Annotated in this window: 20 protein-coding genes; 14 read left to right on the top strand and 6 right to left on the bottom strand. The window is 36.0% G+C overall.

The genetic code is table 11. The features are described 5' to 3' along the window. The first annotated feature begins 48 nt into the window (after positions 1 to 48). From ACKTSC_RS03865 to ACKTSC_RS03845, 5 genes are all read left to right on the top strand, one after another. Positions 49 to 1,806, top strand: a complete 1,758-nt coding sequence (locus tag ACKTSC_RS03865) for a C40 family peptidase (RefSeq protein ID WP_407856887.1) — start codon at positions 49 to 51, stop codon at positions 1,804 to 1,806. Between the two features lie 139 nt (positions 1,807 to 1,945). Further along, complete coding sequence (locus ACKTSC_RS03860) at positions 1,946 to 3,622, top strand: metallophosphoesterase family protein (protein WP_407856886.1); 1,677 nt, start codon at positions 1,946 to 1,948, stop codon at positions 3,620 to 3,622. A gap of 201 nt (positions 3,623 to 3,823) precedes the next feature. Next, positions 3,824 to 4,357, top strand: coding sequence for a PadR family transcriptional regulator (locus ACKTSC_RS03855; protein ID WP_332653588.1), 534 nt, complete (start codon positions 3,824 to 3,826; stop codon positions 4,355 to 4,357). A 49-nt stretch (positions 4,358 to 4,406) separates the two neighbouring features. Beyond that, the gene (locus tag ACKTSC_RS03850) at positions 4,407 to 5,942 is read left to right on the top strand and encodes an MFS transporter (RefSeq protein ID WP_407856885.1); all 1,536 of its coding nucleotides are present in this window, start codon (positions 4,407 to 4,409) and stop codon (positions 5,940 to 5,942) included. A gap of 124 nt (positions 5,943 to 6,066) precedes the next feature. Further along, complete coding sequence (locus ACKTSC_RS03845) at positions 6,067 to 7,011, top strand: tocopherol cyclase family protein (RefSeq protein ID WP_407856884.1); 945 nt, start codon at positions 6,067 to 6,069, stop codon at positions 7,009 to 7,011. A 44-nt stretch (positions 7,012 to 7,055) separates the two neighbouring features. On the opposite strand, the gene ACKTSC_RS03840 is transcribed toward ACKTSC_RS03845, so the two are convergent. Continuing rightward, positions 7,056 to 7,499 (bottom strand): MarR family winged helix-turn-helix transcriptional regulator, encoded by a 444-nt coding sequence (locus ACKTSC_RS03840; protein WP_407855184.1) that lies wholly within the window; start codon positions 7,497 to 7,499, stop codon positions 7,056 to 7,058. A gap of 73 nt (positions 7,500 to 7,572) precedes the next feature. Here ACKTSC_RS03840 and ACKTSC_RS03835 point away from each other — a divergent pair, with 73 nt between their 5' ends. Continuing rightward, the gene (locus tag ACKTSC_RS03835) at positions 7,573 to 8,136 is read left to right on the top strand and encodes an NADPH-dependent FMN reductase (RefSeq protein ID WP_407856883.1); all 564 of its coding nucleotides are present in this window, start codon (positions 7,573 to 7,575) and stop codon (positions 8,134 to 8,136) included. Positions 8,137 to 8,243: 107 nt separating this feature from the next. Here ACKTSC_RS03835 and ACKTSC_RS03830 read toward each other — a convergent pair whose 3' ends face one another. From ACKTSC_RS03830 to ACKTSC_RS03820, 3 genes are all read right to left on the bottom strand, one after another. Further along, positions 8,244 to 9,566, bottom strand: coding sequence for a 2-hydroxycarboxylate transporter family protein (locus tag ACKTSC_RS03830; RefSeq protein ID WP_407855185.1), 1,323 nt, complete (start codon positions 9,564 to 9,566; stop codon positions 8,244 to 8,246). Between the two features lie 120 nt (positions 9,567 to 9,686). Next, positions 9,687 to 11,402 carry a malolactic enzyme gene (locus ACKTSC_RS03825; protein WP_332653577.1) on the bottom strand — a complete coding sequence of 572 codons (1,716 nt, stop codon included), beginning with the start codon at positions 11,400 to 11,402 and terminating at the stop codon, positions 9,687 to 9,689. A gap of 213 nt (positions 11,403 to 11,615) precedes the next feature. Next, positions 11,616 to 12,206 carry an isochorismatase family protein gene (locus ACKTSC_RS03820; RefSeq protein ID WP_407856909.1) on the bottom strand — a complete coding sequence of 197 codons (591 nt, stop codon included), beginning with the start codon at positions 12,204 to 12,206 and terminating at the stop codon, positions 11,616 to 11,618. A 136-nt stretch (positions 12,207 to 12,342) separates the two neighbouring features. Here ACKTSC_RS03820 and ACKTSC_RS03815 point away from each other — a divergent pair, with 136 nt between their 5' ends. Then, the gene (locus ACKTSC_RS03815) at positions 12,343 to 12,801 is read left to right on the top strand and encodes a MarR family winged helix-turn-helix transcriptional regulator (RefSeq protein WP_407856882.1); all 459 of its coding nucleotides are present in this window, start codon (positions 12,343 to 12,345) and stop codon (positions 12,799 to 12,801) included. Between the two features lie 116 nt (positions 12,802 to 12,917). Next, positions 12,918 to 14,270, top strand: coding sequence for a dihydrolipoyl dehydrogenase family protein (locus ACKTSC_RS03810; RefSeq protein ID WP_407856881.1), 1,353 nt, complete (start codon positions 12,918 to 12,920; stop codon positions 14,268 to 14,270). 94 nt (positions 14,271 to 14,364) lie between these two features. On the opposite strand, the gene ACKTSC_RS03805 is transcribed toward ACKTSC_RS03810, so the two are convergent. Further along, the gene (locus ACKTSC_RS03805; protein ID WP_407856880.1) at positions 14,365 to 16,677 is read right to left on the bottom strand and encodes an HAD-IC family P-type ATPase; all 2,313 of its coding nucleotides are present in this window, start codon (positions 16,675 to 16,677) and stop codon (positions 14,365 to 14,367) included. A gap of 278 nt (positions 16,678 to 16,955) precedes the next feature. Between ACKTSC_RS03805 and ACKTSC_RS03800 the strand changes: the two genes are divergently transcribed. The 3 genes from ACKTSC_RS03800 to yjeM all read left to right on the top strand — a co-directional run bounded on the left by ACKTSC_RS03800 (position 16,956) and on the right by yjeM (position 21,412). Then, positions 16,956 to 17,720, top strand: coding sequence for an ABC transporter ATP-binding protein (locus ACKTSC_RS03800; protein ID WP_407856879.1), 765 nt, complete (start codon positions 16,956 to 16,958; stop codon positions 17,718 to 17,720). Next, positions 17,710 to 19,305 carry an ABC transporter gene (locus ACKTSC_RS03795; protein ID WP_407856878.1) on the top strand — a complete coding sequence of 532 codons (1,596 nt, stop codon included), beginning with the start codon at positions 17,710 to 17,712 and terminating at the stop codon, positions 19,303 to 19,305. The genes ACKTSC_RS03800 and ACKTSC_RS03795 overlap by 11 nt, the downstream gene beginning before the upstream one ends. Before the next feature lie 619 nt (positions 19,306 to 19,924). Further along, complete coding sequence (gene yjeM / locus ACKTSC_RS03790; RefSeq protein ID WP_332653573.1) at positions 19,925 to 21,412, top strand: glutamate/gamma-aminobutyrate family transporter YjeM; 1,488 nt, start codon at positions 19,925 to 19,927, stop codon at positions 21,410 to 21,412. 36 nt (positions 21,413 to 21,448) lie between these two features. Here the strand turns inward: yjeM and ACKTSC_RS03785 are convergent, their stop codons facing one another. Further along, positions 21,449 to 21,748 carry a DUF2316 family protein gene (locus tag ACKTSC_RS03785; protein WP_407856877.1) on the bottom strand — a complete coding sequence of 100 codons (300 nt, stop codon included), beginning with the start codon at positions 21,746 to 21,748 and terminating at the stop codon, positions 21,449 to 21,451. A gap of 261 nt (positions 21,749 to 22,009) precedes the next feature. Here ACKTSC_RS03785 and serC point away from each other — a divergent pair, with 261 nt between their 5' ends. The 3 genes from serC to ACKTSC_RS03770 are packed head-to-tail and all read left to right on the top strand — an operon-like array spanning position 22,010 to position 25,503. Continuing rightward, positions 22,010 to 23,092 carry a 3-phosphoserine/phosphohydroxythreonine transaminase gene (serC, locus tag ACKTSC_RS03780; RefSeq protein ID WP_407856876.1) on the top strand — a complete coding sequence of 361 codons (1,083 nt, stop codon included), beginning with the start codon at positions 22,010 to 22,012 and terminating at the stop codon, positions 23,090 to 23,092. Further along, positions 23,093 to 24,277, top strand: a complete 1,185-nt coding sequence (locus tag ACKTSC_RS03775) for a phosphoglycerate dehydrogenase (RefSeq protein ID WP_407856875.1) — start codon at positions 23,093 to 23,095, stop codon at positions 24,275 to 24,277. It begins immediately after the preceding gene. Then, positions 24,277 to 25,503 (top strand): DUF1015 domain-containing protein, encoded by a 1,227-nt coding sequence (locus ACKTSC_RS03770; RefSeq protein WP_407856874.1) that lies wholly within the window; start codon positions 24,277 to 24,279, stop codon positions 25,501 to 25,503. The genes ACKTSC_RS03775 and ACKTSC_RS03770 overlap by 1 nt, the downstream gene beginning before the upstream one ends. Positions 25,504 to 25,537 lie beyond the last annotated feature (34 nt).

Raw genomic sequence — 25,537 nt, 5'->3', positions numbered from 1 at the left:
TGGATTAAAAAAAATTTAAGAATTATTGAGAGAACGGAGAGATGATTAATGGCTAGTAAAGTTTTAACCCGACGCGAATTGCGCCAGCAAAAACGGCAGAAGTCCAATAACTATCGCTACCTAAAAAAAGGTTCTGCTGTTTTAGGTACAGCGTTAGTAACGGTTTCCGTTGTAGCACCTTTATTAAAGACACACCAAGTAAAAGCAGTTGAAGATCAAACGACCGCAACGACGTCCAATGCAGATAAAAAAGCATTTATTGAAAAAATTTCAAAAGAAATCCAACCTTTAGCTGATAAACATGATTTATATGCTTCAGTAATCATTGCTCAAGCAATCATTGAAAGTAATTGGGGACAAAATGAATTTGCTCAAGCACCTTACAATAATCTTTTTGGCTTAGAAGGACAATATCAAGGCCAATCAGCGGTTCTTGACAAAACTGATTCAGAATCTGGACTTACTCAAAAGAAAGAACTGAAAAAATATGGTTCGTTCAAAGAAGCTGTCCAAGATTATATTGAAATTTTAAAAACGACTTCTCAAGACGGAAAAGAAAATTACTTTAGCGGAACATGGCGAAGCAATGCACAGGACTATCAAAGTGCAGCGCAAGCGTTAGAAGGCCGTTTCAATAAAGATCAAAGTTATGTTCAAAAATTAGTTTCAACAATTCAAGAAAATAATTTAACAACGTATGATGCGACGGAACCTGTTACAGCTCCTGTTGCACAAACAGCACAAGTAACGACTTCCGCACCGCAACAATACACGGTTCAATCAGGTGACACAGTTAATTCTATCACGGATCAATTTGGAATTGGTGTGAAAGAGTTTACCGATTGGAATAGTATCACGGATAATAATATTTATGCAGGCCAAACAGTGGTCGTTGGAAATGGCGAAGCAGCCCAAGTCACTAATGACCAAGTTGTGACTCCGCCAGTCGTAACAGATACATCAGATGTTACAACTGCCACAGATGATAACACATTACTTTCTACAACACTGCCAACTACGGATGATACTGTAACTCAATTAGATACACCATCTGCCGAAACAGCAGTAGAAGTATCACCTGCAGCTGAAACGACACCAGTGCAACAAGAAGAACAAACTACAACTAACCAAGATCAAACAGTATCTCAAAATCCAACGACAGATCAAATTGCTAATCAAAATCAAGCAACTGATCAAGGCGTAACACAAGAACAAACTACTGATCAAAATCAGGTAGTTGATCAGACAGCGACAACAGATCAAACTGGCAATCAAAATCAAGTAGCTGATCAAACAGCGACAACAGATCAAACTGCCAATCAAAACCAAGTAGCTGATCAAACAGCGACAACAGATCAAACTGGCAATCAAAATCAAGCAGCTGATCAAACAGCGACAACTGACCAAACTGCTAATCAAAATCAAGCAGCTGATCAAACACAGCAAACATCTCAAGGTCAACAAATTGTAAACGAAGCTGAAAAATATATTGGTACACAATATGTTTGGGGTGGAAAAGATCCAAGTGGTTTTGACTGCTCTGGTTTGACACAATATGTCTATAAACAAGTAACTGGAGAAAATATCGGTTCTTGGACAGTCGCTCAAGAATCATCTGGAACACAAATTACTGTGAGCGATGCGCAAGCTGGAGATTTATTATTCTGGGGCGATCGAGGTGCGACGTATCATGTGGCGATCTCAGCCGGTGGCGATCAGTATATTCATGCTCCTCAACCAGGTCAAACGGTTACTTATGGTTCGACTCAATACTACACACCAGATTTTGGTGTTCGCGTAAATTAAAACTATTGATACCCGAAACTCGTGCAGACGAATTTTTCGGGTATTTTTTCATTTTCGAAATTTTTGATTTATTGTTATACTAAAGGCGATAATAAAATGAAATGGGCAATTAATCGTTCCCATAATTTAAGAGGAATAAATGAAATCAAAAAAAAATGAGTTGAAAGTTGGTACATTCCAAGAACCTCATAAAGAGAACCAGTTACTACAGATTCTTGATCAGCGAATTGAGTTGTATCCAGAAAATAAACGTCGACCAATCAATAAAACTATTTTGCGTAATGAATATTTTCAACTTACCTATAATGTTCGTGATCAAACGATGGCCATTTCTTCGCGAGGCGATCTAGTCTATTCAGCGATCCCTTATGATACTGCACGAAATTATATTCAACGTGCAGCGATTCAATATTTATTGCATCCGACAGAGGTCAGAATATACATTGAATCACATAAAGAAAATCTAGAAAAATATTTAATGCTGAGCCTGTTTCAAACGACACAGCAAAAAGTGAAAGAGGATTCGAAGGAAGTCAAACAGGCGTATCAAGCTATTTTTCAAAATCCTTTGTTGGAGATCCAAATCCTTGGAAGACTCATGCAACATGATGAAACAGGGCCATTATCAGCGAATTTAGCTGGAAAATTTTTATGTAGTGAAAATGTTAAAACTGGAATAGCCGGATATATCTCTGAATATCTAGCCTTTGTTGTTCAAGTGACACAGTCTTTACCACTAATGATTGATGGGCAACAGATTCAATTGATACAAAATGCTGTAGATGTACCATTGGGATTACATTATGAGACTGATATAACTCCAGGCTTAGCTTTATTACCGCAACCAGTCAAACAGCGTATCGAATCAGTGTTAGTTGTTTCTAATCAAGAAAATTCAATTAATACGAAGCCATTATTACGTTCTGAATATGGTGCTGAATTGTCTCACTTACGTGAAAATTATATAGCCCACAGTGTTCGTCCAGATGCTATTGCGAATCATTTTAAAAATGTACACTCGAATGAAAATAAGAACCTGATCAATGTCATCTCTGATATCCACGCAAAAGAGGGTGATTTACCGATAGTAAATCATCATTTCAATCTATTGATTGGTGATATCTCAGAATCTCATGTCAGTAATAGTGAGATTGAAGGGCTTTATGTGATTGGGGGCCATGAATTAACTGATAGTTTACCACAAGAACACGATAAACAGTTGGAAGATTGGGACAAGTGGCGGCCCTATTTTAAAGAACGATGGTTCCAAGAATTAATGCTTGATTCAGATGAACAATGGCATTCATTACCGTTAGGAGATCATAAGTTTTATTCTGTTGTTCAGACTGAATTACAAAAACGATTTCCTAAAATGCGTATCCTTAATAATGAGGTTTATACGTATCAAGGAATTCGTTACGTGGGCTTAACGATTCCAGTTGTCTTGATAGAACGGAAACAAGCTCAGCAGAAATTTATTTTACAGACCTTAAAACGATTGCTGAAAGATGATTATGAAACACCGATCGTGATCTTATCGCATGCACCCTTATTCAATGAATTAAGCATGCTATCACCTCAAAGCAGTGCATATAGTAAACAATATGCTTGCGATAATGATGAACTTGAAAAAGTGTTCCAAGATTATCCGATTTTGGGTGTCGTTCATGGACACCATCACATCCCCGCATCTTCAAGAAGATTTCAAAAAGTGACTTTTGCGAATAAACAATTATTTGTTGTTTGTTCGATCTATTCGAAAATTAATACGGGCTTTGATTTAAGCCAATTATTAGAAAGCACCAACCGGTCATAAGCCTGTTGGTGCTTTTTTATGTTTGACAAGAATAAATAAGAAAAGAAGCTCTATTGAAAGATACATAATTGTTGAAAGTCAATTGTAAATAAATGCTGAAATAAAATGAAAGTTTTTTCTTGACAATAAGTCTAAAAGATCTATAATAAGCAAGCCGATACATCTAAAAGACATATTTGAATTTTGTGGAAGGAGGATATAATGTACGATTTATTATTGTTAGGTTCGTTGATCACTGGTGATAAAACTGGCTATAAACTTCAAAAAATCGTAGGCTCTGCGTTGCAGCCGATGCGTAAAGTATCGAGCGGGGTATTGTATCCATCGCTAGAAAAATTAGAAATGGATGGAATGATTACTTCAACGATTCATGAAGAGGGACGAAAAACAAAATTATGGCATATCACTGAAAAAGGGATTGAACGCTTTACTTGTTTAATGAAAGCAAAAATTCCGTCTGATGCAAAACGCAATGATATGATCCATTTTAAATTACGATCCTTAGACAGTGTTGAAGTTTCAGAACAGATAAAAATTCTAGAAGAATTTCAAGAGTTTATCGAAAAAGACTTAGTTTTCTATCAAGAAGCTCAAAAGGATATGGTAGAAAAACATAAACGCTATCCAGAAGTCGCCGAACGTTTTCGAGTAATTATTGATTCATATGAATTAGATATTCAATTAGCCAATACAAAACTTTCTTGGATCAAAAAACAAATAGAAAATCGAAAATAGTCTTTTTTACAAACGATGGATTTTATAATAGTAGGAGTGTTGAAAAGTTATGGAAAAATCTTCAAGCAAATGGTTCGCATTAGTTGCCATGTCTTTAGGTGTCTTTATGGGACTTTTAGATGTTACAGTGGTCAATGTGGCGTTACCAACCATGCAAAAGGCCTTCAATGAGCCTTTTACTCAATTACAATGGGTATTAAATGCCTATACATTAGTCTTTGCAGTGACTTTATTGATTGTTTCAAAAATGGGGGATATGTATGGGCGGAAAAAAATCTTCTTAGCTAGTTTGATTTTGTTCGTTATTGCTTCTGTAGTAAATGGTTTTGCACCGTCATTACTTATTTTAAATATTGGTCGTGGGGTTCAAGCTGTCGGGGGTGCTGGAATGATGTCGCTATCAATGGCATTGGTCGCATCCAATTTTGATGGGAAACAACGGGGCTTAGCTCTAGGTATCTTAGGCTCAGTTATAGGTTTGTCTTCAGCATCAGGTCCATTGGTTGGTGGATTATTAGTTGACGCTTTTGGTTGGGAATCTATTTTCTTCATCAACTTACCAATCGGAATCATTGCCGTTTTAATGACCATTCGATTTGTTAATGAAACACCTAGTTATGGTAGAGATCAAAAAATTGATTTTCTTGGTATGATCTTATCTGCAGCCACATTATTTAGTGCGGTTTATGGCTTGATCCAAAAAGAAACGAATATCGATTGGGCTTGGACAAGTGCTAAAGTTGGTGGCTGGTTGCTTTTAGCAGTTATTTTGTTGATCATCTTTATCTTTACTGAATCAAAAGTCAAAAACCCAATGATGAATCTAAAAATGTTTAAAAATATCAACTTTGTCGGATCAGTTATTGTAGCGTTTGCTCTTGGATCTGGGATTTACGCTTTTAATACGTATCTAACAGTATTGATGCAAAACTATATTGGCTGGTCGGCCTTTGATACAGGAATTCGTCAACTTGCGCTTTCTGTTTGGTCACTTATTTTAGGACCAATCGTTGGTATTTTGGGAAATAAATTTTCAAGAAAATGGATGATCGTTGCAGGCCTTTTAATTAGTGGTGCTGGTTTCTTATTCTTGATCCATCAATTATCACCAACGATGGGCTATGCTCAATTATGGCCAACACTTGTGATGATCGGAATTGCAAATGGGATCGTGAATCCTGTATTGAATTCTGCTGGTTTAGAAGGCGTTGCGCCTCAAGAAATGGGGATGGCTTCAGGATTATTGAATGTCTTCCGTCAATTTGGTACCAGCTTTGGGGTAGTCATTTTAGGTTTAGTTGAAGCGAACCGTTATGCTGATGTCATAAACGATCATGCTTCAAGTATGAATTTGCCAGATAAATTAAAAAATGCTTTGATTGATGCTGGTCCATTTTCTGGTCATGAAATTGCTTTTTCTGAAGCGATTAGTAAAGCACCTTTCGCAGCGGAGTTACAAAAAGTTGTTATGCATGCTTTTAATAAAGGAATGGTTCAAATCTGTTACGTAGCTGGAGCTATCGTTTTGATTGGTGCTATCGGAGCGGCAATCTTTATGCGTGAAAATAAAAAAATTGTTGAATAATCATTTAAAGACTGACGGTCAATGTGACTGTCAGTTTTTTTTTATTATCATTTGTCTAAAATCCTTTTCAAACTAAGAATCTTGAGGTTCATGCTACACTTAAAATAAAAAGTGAGGCGAAAAGATGATTACTACCGATCGTTTCTTCCATGCAAATGAAGCAACACATTCCTTTTTTGAGGGTTGGTACTTTAAACACCAGATAGGAAATCAAGTCTACGCATTTATCCCAGGTATCTCAATCAATGAGGAGGGGACTAAAGAAGTCTTTATTCAAGTAATCAGCCAGCAGGGTTCACATTACTTTCCATTCTCGATCAATGATTTTCACGTTTCAGAGTCCAAAAGACTGATTAAGATTGGTCCAAATCAATTTAGTGAAAAAGGAATAACGCTAGCTCTGAAAAGCAAGGAATTATCGGTGCAGGGGACATTAGTCTACGGTGAGCTCAATCAAATTAAAAAAAATCGTTATGCACCCAGTATTATGGGGCCCTTTTCCTATCTATCCTTTATGGAATGTTATCATGGTATCCTTAGTATGGGTCATACTCTTAACGGCACGTTATTTTGGAATAAGCAATCAATAAACTTTAGAAATGGGACTGGATACATTGAAAAAGATTGGGGCAGTTCCTTTCCTTCAGCGTACTTATGGGTCCAATGCAACCAGTTCGTGGATCCAACTGTGCGCTTATTTTTTTCTGCTGCCGATATTCCATTTATAAGTTTTGCCTTTTTAGGCGTGATCTGCGTAGTTCAACACGGTGAAAGAGAATATCGTTTTTCAACGTATGATGGTGTGAAAGTAGCGCCGATTGTTCGAAAAAATGAGCATTTGATCATTGAATTAATCCAAAAAAATTTACGTTTGAACTTAGAGGTAACAACGGAGGCGGGGCACGCGCTCAAAGCTCCTTCATCAGGTGCGATGAGTCGAATCATTCGAGAAAATACCAGTACCGAAATTTCATTAACATTGTTTAAGGATAATGAACTAGTCTTTAAAGAAAAAGGGCAATCAGCCGGATTTGAAGAGGTAGGAATTTTAAAAGGATTTGATTATTAACCTAAGAAAACAGCCCAGGTCTTATTACTAGATCTGGGCTGTTTCTATTTTTTTTCGAAGCTATCAGTTAAGATGTCCGAGACCTTTTTCAGACTCTCAGCAATTTGAGCTAATTCTTGTTCTGTAAGCTGGATAAACAATTCGTCCATGACTCGTTCCCTGGTAATAGTGATCATGTCGTAGATTTTTTGTCCGTCTTCAGTAAGACTTACTGAACGAATTCTTTTATCAACGTTATTTTGAGTAGAAGAAAGTATTCCATCTTTAACAAATTTATCAATCTGTCGACTTGTTGATGAATGGTTTTTTCCAAGCTGGTTGGCCAATTCTCCTACACTGATTGTGCCTCTTGCTCCAACGCGAACTATTATCGGTAATAAATTCTTATCTTCTTTGATACCAGCCTCTCTTAATAAGTTAGCATCACGTTTAGGATCGTTTAAGAAATTTACAATCGTAAAAAGAGAATTGAAAATTTGAGTGTTCATAGTTGTAATTATAGCATACTTAAATTATAATTTTTATGTGCAAATTGCACATAAAAAGAAAAGAGCTGTGTAAATGAATAAAAAAATTGGCATCATCTTAGGAACAAACCGTCCGAATAGAATTGGAAAAGAAATCGCTGCATGGGTGAAAGGCAAGATGGCAAAGCCCGAATTAACTATTGATATCATAGATTTAGCTGAAATCAATCTGCCATTCCTTGATGAACCAGAGATACCCGCAATGGGCAATTATCAAAAGACTCATACAAAGCAATGGAGCAATTTGATTTCACAATATGATGGTTTTGTTTTATTATTTCCGCAATACAATTGGGGTTACCCAGCAGTAATAAAAAATGCACTTGACTACCTTTATGAGGAATGGCAGCATAAACCTGTAAGTACTATGGTGTATGGTGGGCATGGAGGATTTCAAGGGTTAATCTCAATGAAATTAGTAACACAAGGACTTCATATGTATAACATGTCAGTGAATCCGCCCTTAGATATCGATAACAATATGTTTGATGAAAATAAAAAATTCATAGATATCGAAGAGGCTTTTAAAATGATTGCACCGCAAATAGAGTTGGTTTCAGAAGAATTTATTCAATTATTTACTTACATGGAGAAGTAAAATAATTTTGTAGAAATCGGTGTGATCCTTAAAATATGGGGAAATCAATCGCTCTAGCTAAAAAAGTCAAAAAAATCCGCAGTAGTCTTAACTACTGCGGATTTTTATTATGAAAAGAGCTGCATCAAGAAGCCTGAAATGATCAGAACGATCGCGCCGCCTAAACGGTTACCCATTTGAGCAAAAGCAATCAATTCCATCCGGTTTGAAGCAGATAGGACAGCAACGTTACCAGTACCACCCATAGAATTGTTACATAAACCAGCTGTGATTGTTGATTCGATGGGGTACAATCCGAATAAACGACCAACAAAGGCTGAAACAAGAGAGATAGCAACGACACTTGTTAAACATAAAACAACAAATTGCCATGTCAAAGCCGAAGCTAAAACATTTAAGTTCAATAATGCGATACCAATACCAGCAAGAACTGCGGCTGTTAAGTTTTTAACGATCAAATTATTGAACATGATTGCGGCATCTTCATAATATTTAGGTAATACATCCGTGATTTTACAAATGACCACGATGATAATCATGAAAGCATACGCATGGATCTTAGGTAAAAAGAAGTTACAGATTTGACCTAAGATAAAGAAGGTCAACGCAACCATTAAACCAACACCTAGTTGAGCGATATCAGGTTTTACTTCCCGTGGTTTTCCATCGCCAAGATCACCTTTTTCCATTAATTTACCATTCCCATTGATTTTTGGGAAGGATTGACCTGCGCGGGCAACTAAGGCAGCCCCGATAATCGCCAAGACGTTGGTCATAGCTGTTGCAGGGATCAAACGAGAAATAATAGAAGAAGCATCTGTTCCTAAAACATGAGCATAAATTGATGATAATGGAACGGCACCCGCACCAACACCACCAGCCATGGCAGGTAATGAGATATATAAAACAGAGTTGGCAAAGCCATTACCGATCAGCATACCAACAAGACCGACAGCAAAGAATGAAACAACCATTGAGATCAATGCGACTGGGATAAAACGAACAGAAGCTTTCATCAAAAGTTTACGGTCCATTCCAAGAATACTACCAGTGATAAGTGCAGCAATATAAAAATCTAAGAATCCCATGTTGCTAACAAAGTTCGTTGTTGATTCAACAACTGAATGTGGAAGGATTCCGAAAGTGGCAATAGCTGCAGAAGCAAAAATTGCAAAAACGGAACCACCACCTAAATAACTTTTAACGATTGGAATTTTGTTCCCAATAAAATGGAATAAATTACCGAAAATAACAAGAATTGCGATTGGTCCGATCATGTTCGTTGGCAATTTACCTAAAGCCATCGCTACGATCAATACAGCAACCATGATCAAATAAAGCGGAAGACTCACACCAGTGATCTTAGTAGACCAGAACCAATTTTTCTTTTTTTCAACGACTGGCGTAGTTGATGTATCTTTTTGTGACATTTCAAAAGATCCTTTCTTGAATAACTTTGTGTTTATCCTCATGAAAATGAGGGAGCAGAAGAACTCTCCCCCCTCATTTTGAGAGATAGTATTTATATCATATGGTTAAAGGAATTATGCTTAGTATTCAGGAACCCATTTAGCAGCTTCAACCGCAGCTTTGATATCTGAAATTTCTTCACGGTTCAATTTTTGTTCAACGACTGATTTAACCACTGTTTCAGCAATTACTTGAGAAAATTCAGTGATTTTTGCAACTGGAGGTAAGATAGATGCTCCTGGTTTAGTTACATCAACGATACCACCTAAAGCGCGGCTGGCTTGAGAAATGATTTCATCATTTACACGTGTTGAAGTTGAAGCAATCAGACCTAAGCCTAAACCTGGATACATCAAAGCATTATTAGCTTGACCGATTTGGTAAGTAACCCCGTTATACTCAACGTCATCTGCAGGAATCCCTGTTCCGATCAATGCTTTTCCGTCAGTCCATTCGATCAAATCTTGAGCTGTTGCTTCAGCTAATTTTGTTGGATTTGATAAAGGCATAATGATTGGACGAGGCGTATGTGCAGCCATTTCTTTAATGATCGTTTCACTGAAAGCACCTGGTTGGGTAGATGTACCGATCATGATTGTTGGATGAATTGTTTTTACAACGGCTTCTAAGCTTGTAAGTTCCGCATTGTTCGCAAATTCAGCACGTTTTCTAGCAAATGGAATTTGTCCTGGAGTCAAGCCTTCAGTATCTTCAAATAATAAACCTTGTTTATCTACTTGATAGAAGTGTTTGCGCGCTTCTTCTTCAGGTGTTCCTTGGCGAACCATTTCTTTTAATAAAATATTAGCAATACCAACACCAGCAGTACCAGCACCAAAGGTCAAGATTGTTTGATCTTTCAACGCTTCGCCAGAGATGTTCAAACCACCTAAAACACCAGCAAGTACAACGATCCCAGTTCCTTGGATATCATCATTGAAGGTTGTGATTTTGTCTTGGTATTTTTCTAGAATATTTGCAGCATTTCCACGGCCAAAGTCTTCCCAGTGTAATAATAATTCAGGGAAAAGATCTGTTGCAGCTTCAACAAATTGATCGATGAATTCATAATATGTTTCGCCTTCAACACGGGCATGACGGTTACCTAAGTAAAGTGGGTTGTTCAATAATTCTTCGTTGTTGGTACCAGAATCGATTGAGACAGGTAATACTTGTGCAGGATTGATTCCAGCTGCAGCTGTATAAACCATTAATTTACCGATTGCGATATCGACACCGTTAACACCCCAGTCGCCCATACCTAAAATTCCTTCAGCATCTGTTACGACGATCAAACGGATATCACGTCCATCAGCTGCATTTTTCAAGCTGTCTTTGATACTTTCAGGATCATCGATTGAAAGGAAGGCAGCGTCTTGAGGTTCAACAAATAATTCATTGTATTGTTCGATTGAATCAGCAACAACTGGATCATAAACGATTGGCATGAATTCAACTAGATGTTGGCCCATCAATTTATAAAATAGTGTTCTGTTTGTGTTAAATAAGTTCATTAAGAAGATACGTTTTTCTAAATCCGTTTGCTTGCTTAAGTATTGACCATATGCTTGAACAGATTGTTGTTCTAATGTTTGAACGGTACTAGGTAGCATACCTGTGATGCCATATTTCGCACGTTCTTCTTTTGTAAATGCTGTCCCTTTATTTAAAAATGGGTTGTTTAATAAATTTAAACCAGTAATCATAAAATAAATCCTCCTAAAGTTTTGATTGCATACGCAGTATACGAGGGAGTAAAGTTTATAGTCAAAACCTATAGTAACGATAAATATCATTTATATGAAAGACCATATAAGTGCAATTTATTTAGTTGTCAATAATCTTTTTTTTACTTTTAAATGCTGATATAGCAACATTTATCTTACTTAATTTAGCATTTTATTGATTAATATCAATAAATTAGCTTTAGGATGAAATCAATCAAAAATAAAAAAGCTCATCAAAAATTTATTAAAAATTTTTGATGAGCTTTAATTTGAAAACAAATATTATTTTGCTTGTTGAATCAATTTCAGTATTTCAGCTGTTTTCAATGGCTGGCTGATTTTAGGGAATAATTTTTCAAAAAAGATAGTGTGCAATTGTTCATCACGGTCAGCACAAGCATCTTCAATGACTAATAAGCGGTAACCGTGTTGGTAAGCATCTAATGCCGTAGCATAAACACCATTCGCAGTTGCGACACCTGTAAGGATCAAAGTATCAATTCCTCGACGGCGAAGTTGTAAATCTAAATCTGTACCAAAAAAAGCCCCAGGATTGTATTTTGTTACTTCAATAACATTATTAGCGGTTGGATCAGATGCGATACCCATCGATAATTTTGCATAGCCTTCCGGTAACTCCGTTCGCTTAGCAGCCGAGTGATGAGGATGTAGATAATGGAAGGTGGATACGTCGACATTGACTAATGTAATCAAGGCATCAGTATTTTTAAGAGCTTTGGCAATTTGATTATTTGCTTCAAGCACCTCGGTATTTGAATGAGGGAGAAGCGTACCAGAATTTAAAATTCCTTCTTGTAAGTCAATAGAGATAAAGGCTGTTTTTGATAAATCTAAAGTTTGAATCACTGATATTCCAGCTTTCTTATTTTTTATAACTGGATCATAGCAGAAAAAAGTAAATTTTGACAATAATATTTTTTACTTTACAAGAATCTAGAAAAGAATTAAGATATAATAAATCGCACGCGATATGTTAAGGAGTTTTTATATGACTAAAAATGTTTCTCGAAATGAATTGAATTTGACTAATCAGCTTTGTTTTGCGATTTATGATTCAAATCGTTTATTTAATAAATTTTATCAGCAAGCATTAAAACCATTTGAATTGACCTATCCTCAATACATCGTTTTATTATCGCTTTGGGAAAATGATCGTCAAAGTCTAAAGGATTTGTCAGAAGAGTTATCGCTTAAAAGTAATACGTTAACACCTTTATTAAAGCGGTTAGAGGATCATGGATGGGTCGTTAGAAACCGACCAACGTCTGATAAACGTCAATTAGAAATTTGTTTGACTGAGAAAGCCAATGAAAATAAGGATGCTGTTCTTCAAGCGATTGAAACATGTATCGGAAATCAATTAGATTCAGATATGTTGTCTTATCAAAATGCGTTAAATACTGTTTTGAAGATCAATCAAGGGCTTAAAGAATTGATAAACGAATAGTTCAGATTCATTAAAAATTGAGAGCAATCCTCTTTGAAGTGTACAGTAGTATAGTTCAAAGAATTTTTTAGCTAATATATCGCGCACGACTTAAAATTAAAAAAGAAGGTTATATAATGAAAAATTTTGATGTTTTATTTATCGGTAGTGGACAAGCTGCTTGGAACGCAGCATTACCATTAGCAATGGCTGGAAAAAAAGTAGGCGTCATCGAAGAAAATAAAGTAGCTGGTGTTTGTACGAATTTTGGTTGCGATGCAAAAGCGGTATTAGATGGTCCGGTCAAAGCACTAGAAATTATGAAACAATATGAAGAAGTAAGTTTGAATCCTTTGGATGCATCAATCAATTGGGAAAAATTAATGCAGCATAAACATACAATCATTGACCCATTAGCTGATCAAGTTCAAGGACTTTTAGAACGAGTAGGCGTGACCTTTATTTTTGGTCATGCAGAATTCACAGATCCAACAACGATCGAAGTAAAAAATGAAAAGTATACCGCAGAAAAATTTGTGATTGCTACTGGACAAAGACCAGCTCGTTTAAATATTGAAGGTAAAGAATTACTAAAAAGCAGTACTGACTTTTTTGATTTGGAAAAATTGCCAAAGGAAATGGTCTTTGTGGGAGCTGGATATGTATCGATGGAATTAGCATCAATTGCAGTTTCATCTGGAGCAAACGTGCAGATCATTGAATTTGGTTCGCGTGCATTGAGCGGTTTTGACTCAGAATTTGCGGATAAATTAGTTAAGAAAATGAGTAATGAGGGCGTATCCTTCCACTTTAACCAAGCAGTAACAAAAGTTGAAAAAAATGGAGCGGATCAGTTGATCGTTACAACGGACGGAGGCAAACAAATCACCGCTGACTATGTGATCGATGCGACTGGTCGTATTCCGAATGTTGAACATGTCGGCTTAGATAAAGCGGGCGTAACCTATGACCGCCAAGGAATCATTGTCGACGATTATCTTCAAACTACACAAAAAAATATTTATGCTAGCGGAGATGTTGTCAAAAAAGAAGTACCTAAATTAACACCAACAGCCGCTTTCGAAGCCAGATATTTAACCCGTTTATTTACTGGTCAAACACAAGCAGAAATCGACTATCCTTTGATTGCGACCGCTGCTTTTACGCTTCCAAGAATTGCCCAAGTAGGTGTAACAACAAGTGAGGCTGCAGAAAATCCTGAAAAATATACGATCAAAACAATTGATTTGGCCAATACTTGGGACTACAAAGCCATGAATGAAAAAGAGGCTGCAATGAAATTGATTTTTGATCAATCAAAAAATCTAGTTGGAGCTGCAAATTATAGTAATGAAGCGCCGGAAGTAATTAATAGTTTAACCACCATCATCCAAAATAAATTGTCTTTAATGGACTTGGATAAAATGTTGTACGCTTTTCCAACCTTAGATTACAATTTACCTTTCTACCTTATGCAAGCAATGGGTTAAAAATATAGTACGATTAAGATAAATTATTACTTTAAGCAACGATGAAAAACGTGAAACAAATCCTGCACTGATTTGTTTCACGTTTTTTAGTATTCTAAATTTGTAAAAAGGCCAACTTCAACTTTTGTACTTGTTTAGCCAGTGGCTTCCAAAAGAGTAGATTACCCAGCATAAAAATAATAAATAGTCCAAATGTCAGTGGTGAAAGCGTCCCTACAGATAGCAATTGATGGAATAAGATGATTGCTATATAACTTCCGATAGTTGTAGTTATGGTAAGAAAAAGACGTAACTGATTGAATGGCTGACAAGATTTCATGACCGCAAAACAACTAATCCCAATCAAAAGATAATACATCAAGGTACGAGCATCGGCGGATGGTAGAAAGAGTTTTTCTAACAGCCATACAAGTAGAATATTAGCCATAACGAGCAATCCGCTTGGTAAAGCGCGTTTGATCGCGGTAGGTAAAAAGCGTCCCGTGATTTTTTGATTGTCTTTTTCAAAAGATAAGAAAAAGGCGGGATAACCTTCGATTGCTAAATCAATCAATGTAATTTGCAGTGGGATAAATGGAAACGTTGAGACGGTCAAAATACAAAATAGAGAAACAAGTAAAGAATAAATCGTCTTAATAAAAAATACGCCTGAAGAACGAGTGATATTATTAACTACCCGTCGACCTTCAAAAATGATTGCAGGCAGTTTGCCAAAATCTGAGTCTAACAAAACGATATCTGCAATTTGACGAGTTGCATCATCACCTTCAGCCATCGCAATTGAAATATCAGCTTCTCGTAGGGCTAGAATGTCATTGACACCGTCGCCAGTCATACCGACAGTTTGATTTTGCTGTTTTAATTCATGGATCAATAATTTTTTTTGCTGCGGTGTCACTCGACCAAAAATTGAATGACTATGAGCCAACTGGCGGATATCACTTTCATCTGAATAATCGGAAAGATCAATCGCCGTTTGATAATTTTTAAAACCAGCTTTTTCGGCAATCGCCGCTACAGTTTTAGGATTGTCACCCGAAATGATTTTTAAATCAACTGCTTGCGTTTCAAGAAAATCCAATGTTTCTCTAGCATTGGCGCGAATTGGATCGCTTAAAGTAATAAAGGCGATAGGAACTAAATCAAGTGGGACATCTTGAATGGCAGTTGTACTCAGTGCGATCAAAAGAATTCGTAGCCCCGATGCTTGATACTGTTGGATTATCTCAGGAATTTGATTTGCCGCTAAGAGATTTTCAGGCGATCCTAAGTACAAAGTCTGATGATCTTCAAATGTCACAGCCCCATATTTTCTTTCCGATGAGAAGGGGAGTATCTGTTCAGCTGCTTTCGTTTGGCCTTCGCCAAAGAATTGTTTAAGAGCTTGTGCAGTTGGATTACTATCATCGGTTGCTGAAAGATAATTTTTCATTAAATCAGGTAGCGATTTTTTATAAGTGTCGTTTAAATAATGCAGTCCTTCTACTTGCATCTTGCCTTCTGTTAAAGTCCCTGTTTTGTCTAAACACAGAACATTCATATGGGCTAAATTTTCGATTGCATACATGTTTTGGACTAATACTTGCTTTTTAGCTAATTTTAAAACACCGGTTGTCAAGGCAATACTAATTAACAGAACCAAACCTTTTGGCAGCATACCTAATAAAGCGGCAACAGAAGCTACGACGGCTGTATTTGTCGCACTATGCTTTAGAAAGAAAGCTTCTATAAATAGTAAAATTCCGATTGGCAAGATGATAAAACTAGTGAACTTTGATATCTTACGAATCGAACCAATCAATTCTGATTTTAATGGTTTAGCAGACTTGGTTTCATTGATTATTTTAGCTGCGTAATTATCCGCACCGACATGTTTAACTTCTGCCAGTACCTGACCGCTAGTTAAAAAACTGCCAGATAAAAGCGGATCCCCTATTTTTTTAAGGATTGTATCTGATTCTCCAGTCAGTAACGACTCATTCACTTCGGCTTTACCATCCAATACTTTCATGTCACTAGGGATTTGTTCGCCAGATTTCAACTGAACATAGTCACCTAAGACTAATTGATTAGGAGCAATTTTTTGTTTCTTGCCATCTCGTATGACAGTGATATCACTCTGAGCTAATAAAGTTAAACGTTCCACCATTTTTTTTGCTCGAATCTCTTGGACGATACCAATCGTAATATTCATAATAATGATGACAATGAAAAACATATTACTATATGCTTTCACTGCAAATAAACAGGCAGCCAATAAAAAATTGAGCAGATTAAACAAGGTAAACGTATTTTCTCGGATGATTGTTCCAATCGTTTTTCCTGGATTTAAATTTTGTTCATTGTTTTGACCAGCGTTATACTTTTTTTCCACTTCCTCGGTTGTTAATCCAGTAAATTTGTACATAAATAAGTGCCTCCGTTAAATAAGAATGTATTCAGTAGTATTAGTTCAAGCTTATACTAATCAATAAAAATAACGTCAAGAATACGTTAAAATTAGTAAAATGTTTACAAATTATAGGTGTTTTGCTGAGAAAATTTCTAAGAATACCTGAAAAATAATAAAGATAACTAAAAAAAGTTTTAGAAAAGCTAGTTTAATCTAAGTGTTAGGTTCTTAATCAGTAAGTGATTGTCAGGCGTTGCTTTTTCTCGTATAGTAGAAAAAAGGAGTGAGTAAACATGATTGAATTAGTTGGAGTAACGAAGTCGTACGGAAATAAAAAGGCATTAAATAATTTGAATTTAACGATTGAAGCAGGTAAGATTTTCGGTTTTTTGGGACACAATGGAGCTGGAAAATCAACGACTATCAAAAGTTTAGTGAGCATCTTAGAACCGTCTCAAGGTGAAATCTTCTTTGATGGTAAAAATCTAAAAGGGAATCGCCTAGCAATCAAACAAAAAATCGCGTATGTTCCTGATTCACCAGATATTTTCTTACAATTAACAGCCAATGAATATTGGGATTTAATTTCTGCAGCATATGAACTTCAAGCCAGTGATGATAGGCGTCAAGAATTGATCGAATTGTTTTCCTTGGTTGGTCATGAAGATGAAACAATCGAAAATTTTTCTCACGGAATGCGGCAAAAAACGATTATTATCGGAGCACTGTTACCTGACCCGGATATTTGGATCCTAGATGAACCACTGCAAGGACTAGATCCGCAAGCTGCCTTTGACTTGAAAAAGATGATCCGTCAGCATGCTGAAAAAGGGAAAACAGTTATTTTTTCAACCCATGTTTTAGACAGCGCTCAGCAATTGTGTGATGATTTAGCTATCTTGAAACAAGGAGAATTGCTTTATAACGGATCTGTAGTTGATTTACTCAATGCGCATCCTGGAGCGTCTTTAGAAAGTATTTATTTAAAAATGACTGGACGACAATCGGATGAAGACCTAATAGCGGAGTTGGAAGTGGGGCAAGATAATGAATCGTGAACTCATCAAAAAATTGATTGCTGTAAACATGCTGTACGTGAATCCATCTACCACTAATCAAGTTCGTAAAAAAGGCCATGTAGGTAAGAAGGTTATTCATAGCATCTTGAGACAATATTTGATGTCCGGAATTATTTTTGTCATCATTTATGGATTAACAATGGTAATGATTGATTTTGGAAAATTACCGGGCTACTTCACTTATTATATGGCCTTGTTTTCTTTGATTGGTTTTTCGCAATCCTTATCGGCTATCTTCAATGTTTTTTTTGAGAGTAAAGACTTGATGGACTATTTATCTTTGCCAATTAAACAAAGCCAAGTGTTCATTGCTAAATTTTTAGCAGTAGGAATGACGATCATCCCATTTTTATTGCCACTGTTAGTTTTATTCTTTTTAACAGCTTTTAAGAGTGGAATACCTATTGTCTTAGCTATTCTTTTCGCAATCGTCCTATTTTTGGTTTTTTTCTTTTTATTGTTTAGCCTATGTAGCTTGATTGTTTTTGGGTTAACGAAAACTAAATTATTTCGCCGGCATAAAAAATTATTTACTAGTTTGATGTTAGGTTTTTCAATGCTGATATCTATCGGCGGGATTTTAGCAATCAATTTCACGCAAAATTCAGGTAGCTATGAAAGTGTTCGGACAGACCGGGCACCAATCAGTTTGTTCTTACCTTTTTATCAAGTCCTGCATCAGTTATTTTCGATTGAAGGATTATTGATGCTTTTAAGTATTTTATTCGTAACAGTCATCTTATTTGCAATCCTAAAAGGATTTGTGATCCCCAGTCTCTATGAGCAATTCAGCGATGAGGGAGCCCGGGACTTTGCTACCAAAAGAAAACACAAAAGCAATCAATCTTTAAAAAGGCAGTTAAGCAATTACAATTTTCAATTGATAAAAAATCCATCCCTGATCATGCAAGTCTTGACATCTTCTTTAATCATGCCAATCGTGATGATGGCTACGATCATATCGACAAATGTTATAAATTTACAGGGACTTTCAAATAAATATTTTGGTGTTTTATTTTTAACAGGGATCGTTTTTTCTAGTGTAATGATGAATCAGACATCATTTGTCAGTAACTTTATATCGCTGGATCGTGAAAATTTTTCATTTATTCAATCGTTACCATTATCAATGCATCGCTATCTGAAACAAAAATTTTGGATCGGTTGTAAACTACAGCTAGTAATTTCAGGGATTATCGGTTTGATCATCGCAAGTATCGTTCATTTACCATTAAGCTTGCTTTTGTCTTTCTTGGTTGGGGTGATTTTTGGGACATACTTGCTTTCCTTACACTTTTTTACTCGGGATTATCGGTTGCTAGATGTCACTTGGACCAATGTGAATCAACTATTTACTCGAGGAGGAGGAAATTTTGGATTAGTCTTATGGATGATGGCAGTCATTATTCTTGGAGTGATCCTCATCTCATTATATGCTTTTGCTATTAGTTCAAATTTCAATGCGTCAATTATAAACGTGCTTGTATTACTATGGATTTTGATTATGTCAGGTGCTTGGATTTGGATCAATCATAATAATTTTTGGAAAAAATTTATCCAGTAATCAGGAATAGGTAATAGCTACAAGTCAATGCGTACGTAACTTTGACGAACAATTATGATTACTCAATTAAGATTTAAATTTTATAGAATTTAAATTGAGTGGTAGAAAAATGGTATTTTGATAAAAAAAAACAAATTTTTAGACAGCCTAAAATTAAATAAAAACATTAGTAAAAAAATAAATACAACTTTAGTGATAATAATTTTGAAAGATAGTCAATAAGACTGTCTTTTTTTAATTTTTATCGTCAATTATGATTGCTGAGATAAAAAATTTTTTTTTAAAAGATGAATAATAACGTGTGATATAACAGCTTTTTTAAATTATTTCTAACATATATTATTTTAAAGAGAAATACAGACACGTTTTTATTTTTGTTGTAAGCGTTATTTTTTAATCTTGTATTTTAAATATACAGATAAGGCTAACTCTATTAAGAAGAGATTTTTCAGAATATTTATAAAATATTGATAACTTGCAAAGTGTATTTTTTCATTGTAAAGTTATAGTCGGGGTTTTACTTTGTTTGAGTTATTATTGTCTAATTAATAACTAGTTATATAGATCGAATGAATTAAAAAAAAACAACCCCTAAATTAATTGAATAGGAGTGGTTTCAATGTCCAAAGCAGAAAAAGGCATGACGCTTGGCGCTCTGGTCATGATGATCTTTACCTCAGTATTCGGGTTTGCCAACGGACCGGTAGCCTTTTACTTGATGGGGTATGGCTCAATCGTCTTTTATGTCGTAGCTGCAATTCTATTTTTCATTCCATTTGCCTTGATGATGGCTGAATTTGGTTCAACAATCAAAGGTGAAAATAGCGGAATGTATAAATGGTTAGAAGTCAGCGTAGGACCACGTTTTGCATTTATCGGAACATTTATGTGGTTTGCTTCTTACGTTGTCTGGATGGTATCTACATCATCTAAAGTTTGGATTCCTTTTACAACAGCCTTTGCTGGGAGTGACCAAACACAAAAATTACACATGTTTGGTTTAAACTCAACACAAATGGTTGGGATCTTAGCCTGTGTCTGGATGGTAATCGTTACTTTAGTCTCTATCAAAGGGGTTAAAGGAATCGTTAAAATTACTAGTTTAGGTGGACTTGCTGTAACAAGTTTAAATGTCGTATTGATCGTGATTTCAGGAATTATCTTGGTTGCTAAGGGTGGACATTTAGCTCAACCATTTGATCACATTCTACATTCTCCAAATCCTAGTTACCAAAGTCCGATTGGTTTATTAGGTTTTGCTGTATTTGCTATCTTTGCTTATGGTGGTTTAGAAGCTGTCGGCGGTATGGTAGATAAAACAAGAAATCCAGAAAAAACATTCCCTAAAGCGGTCGTTTTCTCTGCCTTGATTATTTCTGTAGGATACGCGTTAGGAATCTTCCTTTGGGGTGTAAGTACAAACTGGCAAGATGTTTTATCAGGTGATACAACAAACTTAGGAAATATCTCATATGTTATGATGAATAACTTAGGAGTAGAATTCGGTAATGCTATCGGCCTGAGCCATTCTGCTGCTATCAGTATGGGTAATTGGTTTGCGCGTTATACTGGTTTAGGAATGTTCTTAGCCTATAGTGGTGCGTTCTTCACATTGACTTATTCACCATTAAAGACAGTGATTATGGGAACACCTAAAAAATTATGGCCTAAGAAATTTACAGAATTGAATGAAAATGGTATGCCAAGCTATGCGATGTGGACACAATGTTTGATCGTTGTAGCAATCATCTTGATTGCCTCATTCGGGACACCTGATCCATCAGCTTTCTACAATATCTTGACATTGATGGCAAATGTTTCAATGACGTTACCGTACCTATTCTTGATTTATGCATTCCCTAAATTCAAGAAAAAACCAGGTTTGGATCGTCCATTTGAAGTATATAAATCTCATGGATTAACAATTGCGATTAGTGTTGTCGTCTTCTTACTTGTTTTAGGTGCGAATGTCTTTACGATTTTCCAACCAATCATTGAAGGTGCAGGCGTTCGCGATACACTATGGATGATTGCTGGTCCAGTTGGATTTACAATTGTGGGTATTATTCTTTACCAAAACTATATTCGACGTTCAAAAGCAGAATAACAAAAAATCCTCAGCAGAAATTGCTGAGGATTTTTTTTATCCGATCTTTCTTTTTTCAATTCGGCGGCTATTTAAAAACCAATACCGATGATAATCTCCTACTAGTGCGCTAAAAGGAATACTAGCAATACCTTTTTTATCAAGCACATCCTCTAAATAATTTTTTAAGACCCAGGGATCTTCAATTCGAGAAACGTTTAATACTAACGTATCCGCAATGATGGCAGGTGAAGTATGCAAATCTTCGGCTATTTGTTCTAAAGTTAAACCAGTACGTTCAAAATTTTCCTGAAATTCTTTCTTTGTATCGAGTGTTTGTTGAGCAGTTAAAGACATGATATCCGCTTCTTTCTTAAAATAAATAGTTGTAATTTAAACTATAAGAAGAGTAATCCATTCTAGTTTAGTTGTCAAATAAATAGTTGTCTTTTTAAGTAAATAATCAATTGAAGATTTACATCGCTATTTTTCTCAAATAAATAAGTGGATTTTTATCAAATTGATTAAATTACTGATTAATTAGTTTTAGATTAATCTTTTATCATTTAAAGAGATCTGTTATAATTGGCATCACATCTTAAGAAGGAGCGATAGTATATGACAATTTATAATTTTTCAGCTGGCCCAGCAGTCTTACCCCAAAAAGTATTGGAAACTGCACAATCCGAATTGCTAAATTACAGAGGTAGCGGCATGTCGGTCATGGAGCTGAGTCATCGGTCCTCCTTATTTGATGAAATTATTTGTTCGGCAGAATCTTTATTAAGAAATTTAATGAAGATTCCTAATAATTATAAAGTATTATTTCTTCAGGGAGGGGCTAGTCTGCAGTTTAGTATGGTGCCGTTAAACTTAGCTCAAGGTAAAAAAGCTTTGTATGTAGATACAGGCTCATGGTCTAAAAAGGCGATCACTGCAGCAAAAGCAATCCCGAAAGTTAATGTTGAAATTATTGCCTCAAGTCAAGATAAAAATTACAGTTATATTCCCGAGTTGCCGCAAACAGTAGATCAAGAAGCTGCGTATGTTCACATCACAACCAATAATACGATTGAAGGAACAGCCTATACGACTATCCCAAATTTTGGAAAAGTTCCTATTGTAGCTGATATGTCGTCAAATATTTTAGCTAATGATTATCAAGTAACTGATTTTGGTCTGATTTATGCAGGAGCCCAGAAAAATATTGGTCCGGCAGGATTGACGGTTGTGATTATTCGTGAAGACTTATTAAATCAAGAGGCCATTTTTGCCCCAATGCTTGACTATACTTTACAAGTCAAAAATAATTCGATGTATAATACACCACCGACTTATAGTATTTATATCGCTCAGTTAGTTTTTGAATGGTTGAAGGAACAAGGTGGTATTGATAGTATTCTTAAGCAGAACAAAGAAAAGGCAGCAGTGTTATATGATGCTATCGAAAAATCAGCTCTTTTTGAAAGTCCGGTTCGACAGGATAGTCGTTCTTTGACGAATATTCCGTTTATTACAGGAACTGCGGAATTAGATAAAGCTTTCAATCAAGCAGCTGTAGCTGAAGGATTTCAAAACTTAAAAGGACATCGCTCTGTCGGCGGGATGCGAGCGAGTTTGTATAATGCTTTTCCACTTGAAGGTGTTAAAGCATTAGTAACCTTAATGGACAAATTTGAAAGTGAACATGGAGGGAAGTAAATGTTTCAAATAAAAACGTTCAATGCGATTGCCCCTGAAGGATTGGAACGATTTGATCAAGAAAATTATCAAATCAATAAGAAGAATGATCCAGATGGAATCATTTTAAGAAGTCAAAAACTCCATGATTATGATTTTCCTGCATCTGTATTAGCTGTTGCCCGAGCAGGCGCGGGTACAAACAATATACCAGTAAAAAAATGCACTGAAAATGGTATCGTTGTTTTTAATACACCAGGAGCGAATGCAAATGCAGTCAAGGAGTTAGTGATCGCTAGTTTATTATTAGCTGTTCGACCAATGGTAAAAGGAATCGGTTGGATTCAGCAGCTTAGCGGTTCTGATGTGGACGAACAAGCAGAGGCTAAAAAAGCTCAGTTCGCTGGAACAGAACTAGAAGGCAAAAAATTAGGAGTAGTGGGTTTAGGTGCCATTGGAGCGATGGTCGCCAATGATGCGTATCGATTAGGAATGGAAGTAACTGGATATGATCCCTATGTTTCCGTTGATACTGCATGGAGCATTTCTAGAAGAGTGCGACGGGCTCAGGATTTAAAAGAGGTTTTAACTAATTGCGATTTTATTACGATCCATGTACCACTGAATGATCAAACACATCACTTGATTAGTGAAAAAGAATTATCGCAGATGAAGCCGACCGCTCAACTGCTTAATTTTGCGCGTGGTGAAATCGTTGATACGGATGCCGTTTTGAAAGCAATCAATAAAAATCAACTTGCTGGATTTACGACTGATTTTGCAGAAGAGAAATTATTGCATAACGAAAAAATTACTGTATTGCCGCATCTAGGTGCATCTACAGCAGAGGCAGAGGTGAATTGTGCCAAAATGGCCGCACGTGGCTTGAAACGATTTTTAGAAACAGGCATCATCAAGCGTTCAGTCAACTTTCCTACGGTTGAGATGGCCTTTGATTCGCCATACCGGATTACAGTAATCAATCAAAATGTTCCGAATATGTTAGGAGTAATTGCTTCTGAGATTGCTGCTTTAGAAGTTAATATTGATAATATGGTCAATCGCGGAAAAGATGACTATGCTTATACTTTAGTCGATATTTCTGAAAAAGATCCTGAGAAAATTTCTGCTATTACTGAAAAATTAAATCAAATTGCTGGCATTATCCGTGTGCGGGTTATCAAACATCAGGAAGGGGAATTTTAATGGTTCAAGTATCGCCGTTCAAAGCTATTCGACCGGATAGAAAATTGGCTCATAAAGTAGCCGCTTTGCCTTACGATGTCGTGAACTCACAGGAAGCTCAAGAATTGGCTCAAGGCAATCCTTACAGTTATTTCCATATTGATAAAGCAGAGATTGATGTCTCAGAATCCATTTCTGTTTACGATCCAGAAGTCTATCAAACAGCAGCTAAAAATTTGACCGATTTTTTAGCTAAAGGTTGGTTAGTTAAAGAAGCAGCTGCTGCTTTTTACTTATATGAATTAGTAATGGATGGACGCAGCCAAACGGGGATCGTGACTTGTACGTCTATCCAAGATTATCTAGATGAAAAAATAAAAAAACATGAATTTACTCGCCATGAAAAAGAAATCGATCGAATGAATCATATCCGAACGTGTGATGCTAATACAAGTCCGATTTTTTTAAGCTATCGACCACAGAATGACATTCAGTTATTAGTAGCAGAATGGAAATCTACACATAGACCCATTTATGATTTTACTAGTTTTCATGAAGTGACTCATCGTGTGTGGATGATTGATGACCCATTAACGATTCAAACAATTAGTGATTTATTTACGAAAGTTGATGCTCTGTATATTGCTGATGGGCATCATAGAACAGAATCAGCAGTGAAAGTCGGTCTAGAAAAAAGAAAAAGCGGGGAACAAAATAGTGAAACGGAAAAATTCTTATCGATCATTTTTCCAGAAGACCAATTAGCGATCTGGGAGTACAATCGAGTGCTTAACGTTGATGTACCTGAAGATTTCTTTCCCCGTATGGCTGAAAATTATACGATAACAAAAACACAGCACAAGAAACCAACTCAAGCGGGGGATTGCCAACTATACGATGGTCAAGCTTGGTATACGTTAAGCATTAAACCTGAGAAAATACCTCAAGACCCAGTTGGAAAATTAGATGTCGCTTTGTTACAAAAATATATATTAGAAGATATTTTTGACATCAAGGATATGCGAACAGATCAGCGAATTGATTTTGTCGGCGGGATTCGTGGGACAGCGGAATTAGAAGAATTGGTCGACTCTGGTGCCTATCAATTGGCTTTTTCAATGTATCCGACTCAAATGAAGGATTTGTTAACAGTGGCTGATGCAAAGCAAATCATGCCGCCAAAGTCTACCTGGTTTGAACCAAAACTATTAAGTGGATTGTTTTTACATGATTTAGAAACAAAATAACTTTTAAAAGACTCTTGTTGTAAGAGTCTTTTTT

This window comes from Enterococcus hailinensis (assembly GCF_045862035.1).
GTDB lineage: Bacteria > Bacillota > Bacilli > Lactobacillales > Enterococcaceae > Enterococcus_A > Enterococcus_A hailinensis.
This window is presented reverse-complemented; position numbering and strand designations above follow the sequence as displayed.

What these genes read in the sequence shown, in the direction of transcription:
- ACKTSC_RS03770 (WP_407856874.1), top strand. Translation starts at nt 24,277, where the DNA reads ATGGTTCAAGTATCGCCGTTCAAAGCTATTCGACCGGATAGAAAATTG.
- ACKTSC_RS03810 (WP_407856881.1), top strand. Translation starts at nt 12,918, where the DNA reads ATGAAAAATTTTGATGTTTTATTTATCGGTAGTGGACAAGCTGCTTGG.
- ACKTSC_RS03865 (WP_407856887.1), top strand. Translation starts at nt 49, where the DNA reads ATGGCTAGTAAAGTTTTAACCCGACGCGAATTGCGCCAGCAAAAACGG.
- ACKTSC_RS03850 (WP_407856885.1), top strand. Translation starts at nt 4,407, where the DNA reads ATGGAAAAATCTTCAAGCAAATGGTTCGCATTAGTTGCCATGTCTTTA.
- ACKTSC_RS03845 (WP_407856884.1), top strand. Translation starts at nt 6,067, where the DNA reads ATGATTACTACCGATCGTTTCTTCCATGCAAATGAAGCAACACATTCC.
- serC (WP_407856876.1), top strand. Translation starts at nt 22,010, where the DNA reads ATGACAATTTATAATTTTTCAGCTGGCCCAGCAGTCTTACCCCAAAAA.
- ACKTSC_RS03795 (WP_407856878.1), top strand. Translation starts at nt 17,710, where the DNA reads ATGAATCGTGAACTCATCAAAAAATTGATTGCTGTAAACATGCTGTAC.
- yjeM (WP_332653573.1), top strand. Translation starts at nt 19,925, where the DNA reads ATGTCCAAAGCAGAAAAAGGCATGACGCTTGGCGCTCTGGTCATGATG.
- ACKTSC_RS03815 (WP_407856882.1), top strand. Translation starts at nt 12,343, where the DNA reads ATGACTAAAAATGTTTCTCGAAATGAATTGAATTTGACTAATCAGCTT.
- ACKTSC_RS03855 (WP_332653588.1), top strand. Translation starts at nt 3,824, where the DNA reads ATGTACGATTTATTATTGTTAGGTTCGTTGATCACTGGTGATAAAACT.
- ACKTSC_RS03825 (WP_332653577.1), bottom strand. Translation starts at nt 11,402, where the DNA reads ATGATATTTATCGTTACTATAGGTTTTGACTATAAACTTTACTCCCTC.
- ACKTSC_RS03800 (WP_407856879.1), top strand. Translation starts at nt 16,956, where the DNA reads ATGATTGAATTAGTTGGAGTAACGAAGTCGTACGGAAATAAAAAGGCA.
- ACKTSC_RS03805 (WP_407856880.1), bottom strand. Translation starts at nt 16,677, where the DNA reads ATGTACAAATTTACTGGATTAACAACCGAGGAAGTGGAAAAAAAGTAT.
- ACKTSC_RS03830 (WP_407855185.1), bottom strand. Translation starts at nt 9,566, where the DNA reads ATGTCACAAAAAGATACATCAACTACGCCAGTCGTTGAAAAAAAGAAA.
- ACKTSC_RS03775 (WP_407856875.1), top strand. Translation starts at nt 23,093, where the DNA reads ATGTTTCAAATAAAAACGTTCAATGCGATTGCCCCTGAAGGATTGGAA.
- ACKTSC_RS03835 (WP_407856883.1), top strand. Translation starts at nt 7,573, where the DNA reads ATGAATAAAAAAATTGGCATCATCTTAGGAACAAACCGTCCGAATAGA.
- ACKTSC_RS03840 (WP_407855184.1), bottom strand. Translation starts at nt 7,499, where the DNA reads ATGAACACTCAAATTTTCAATTCTCTTTTTACGATTGTAAATTTCTTA.
- ACKTSC_RS03860 (WP_407856886.1), top strand. Translation starts at nt 1,946, where the DNA reads ATGAAATCAAAAAAAAATGAGTTGAAAGTTGGTACATTCCAAGAACCT.
- ACKTSC_RS03785 (WP_407856877.1), bottom strand. Translation starts at nt 21,748, where the DNA reads ATGTCTTTAACTGCTCAACAAACACTCGATACAAAGAAAGAATTTCAG.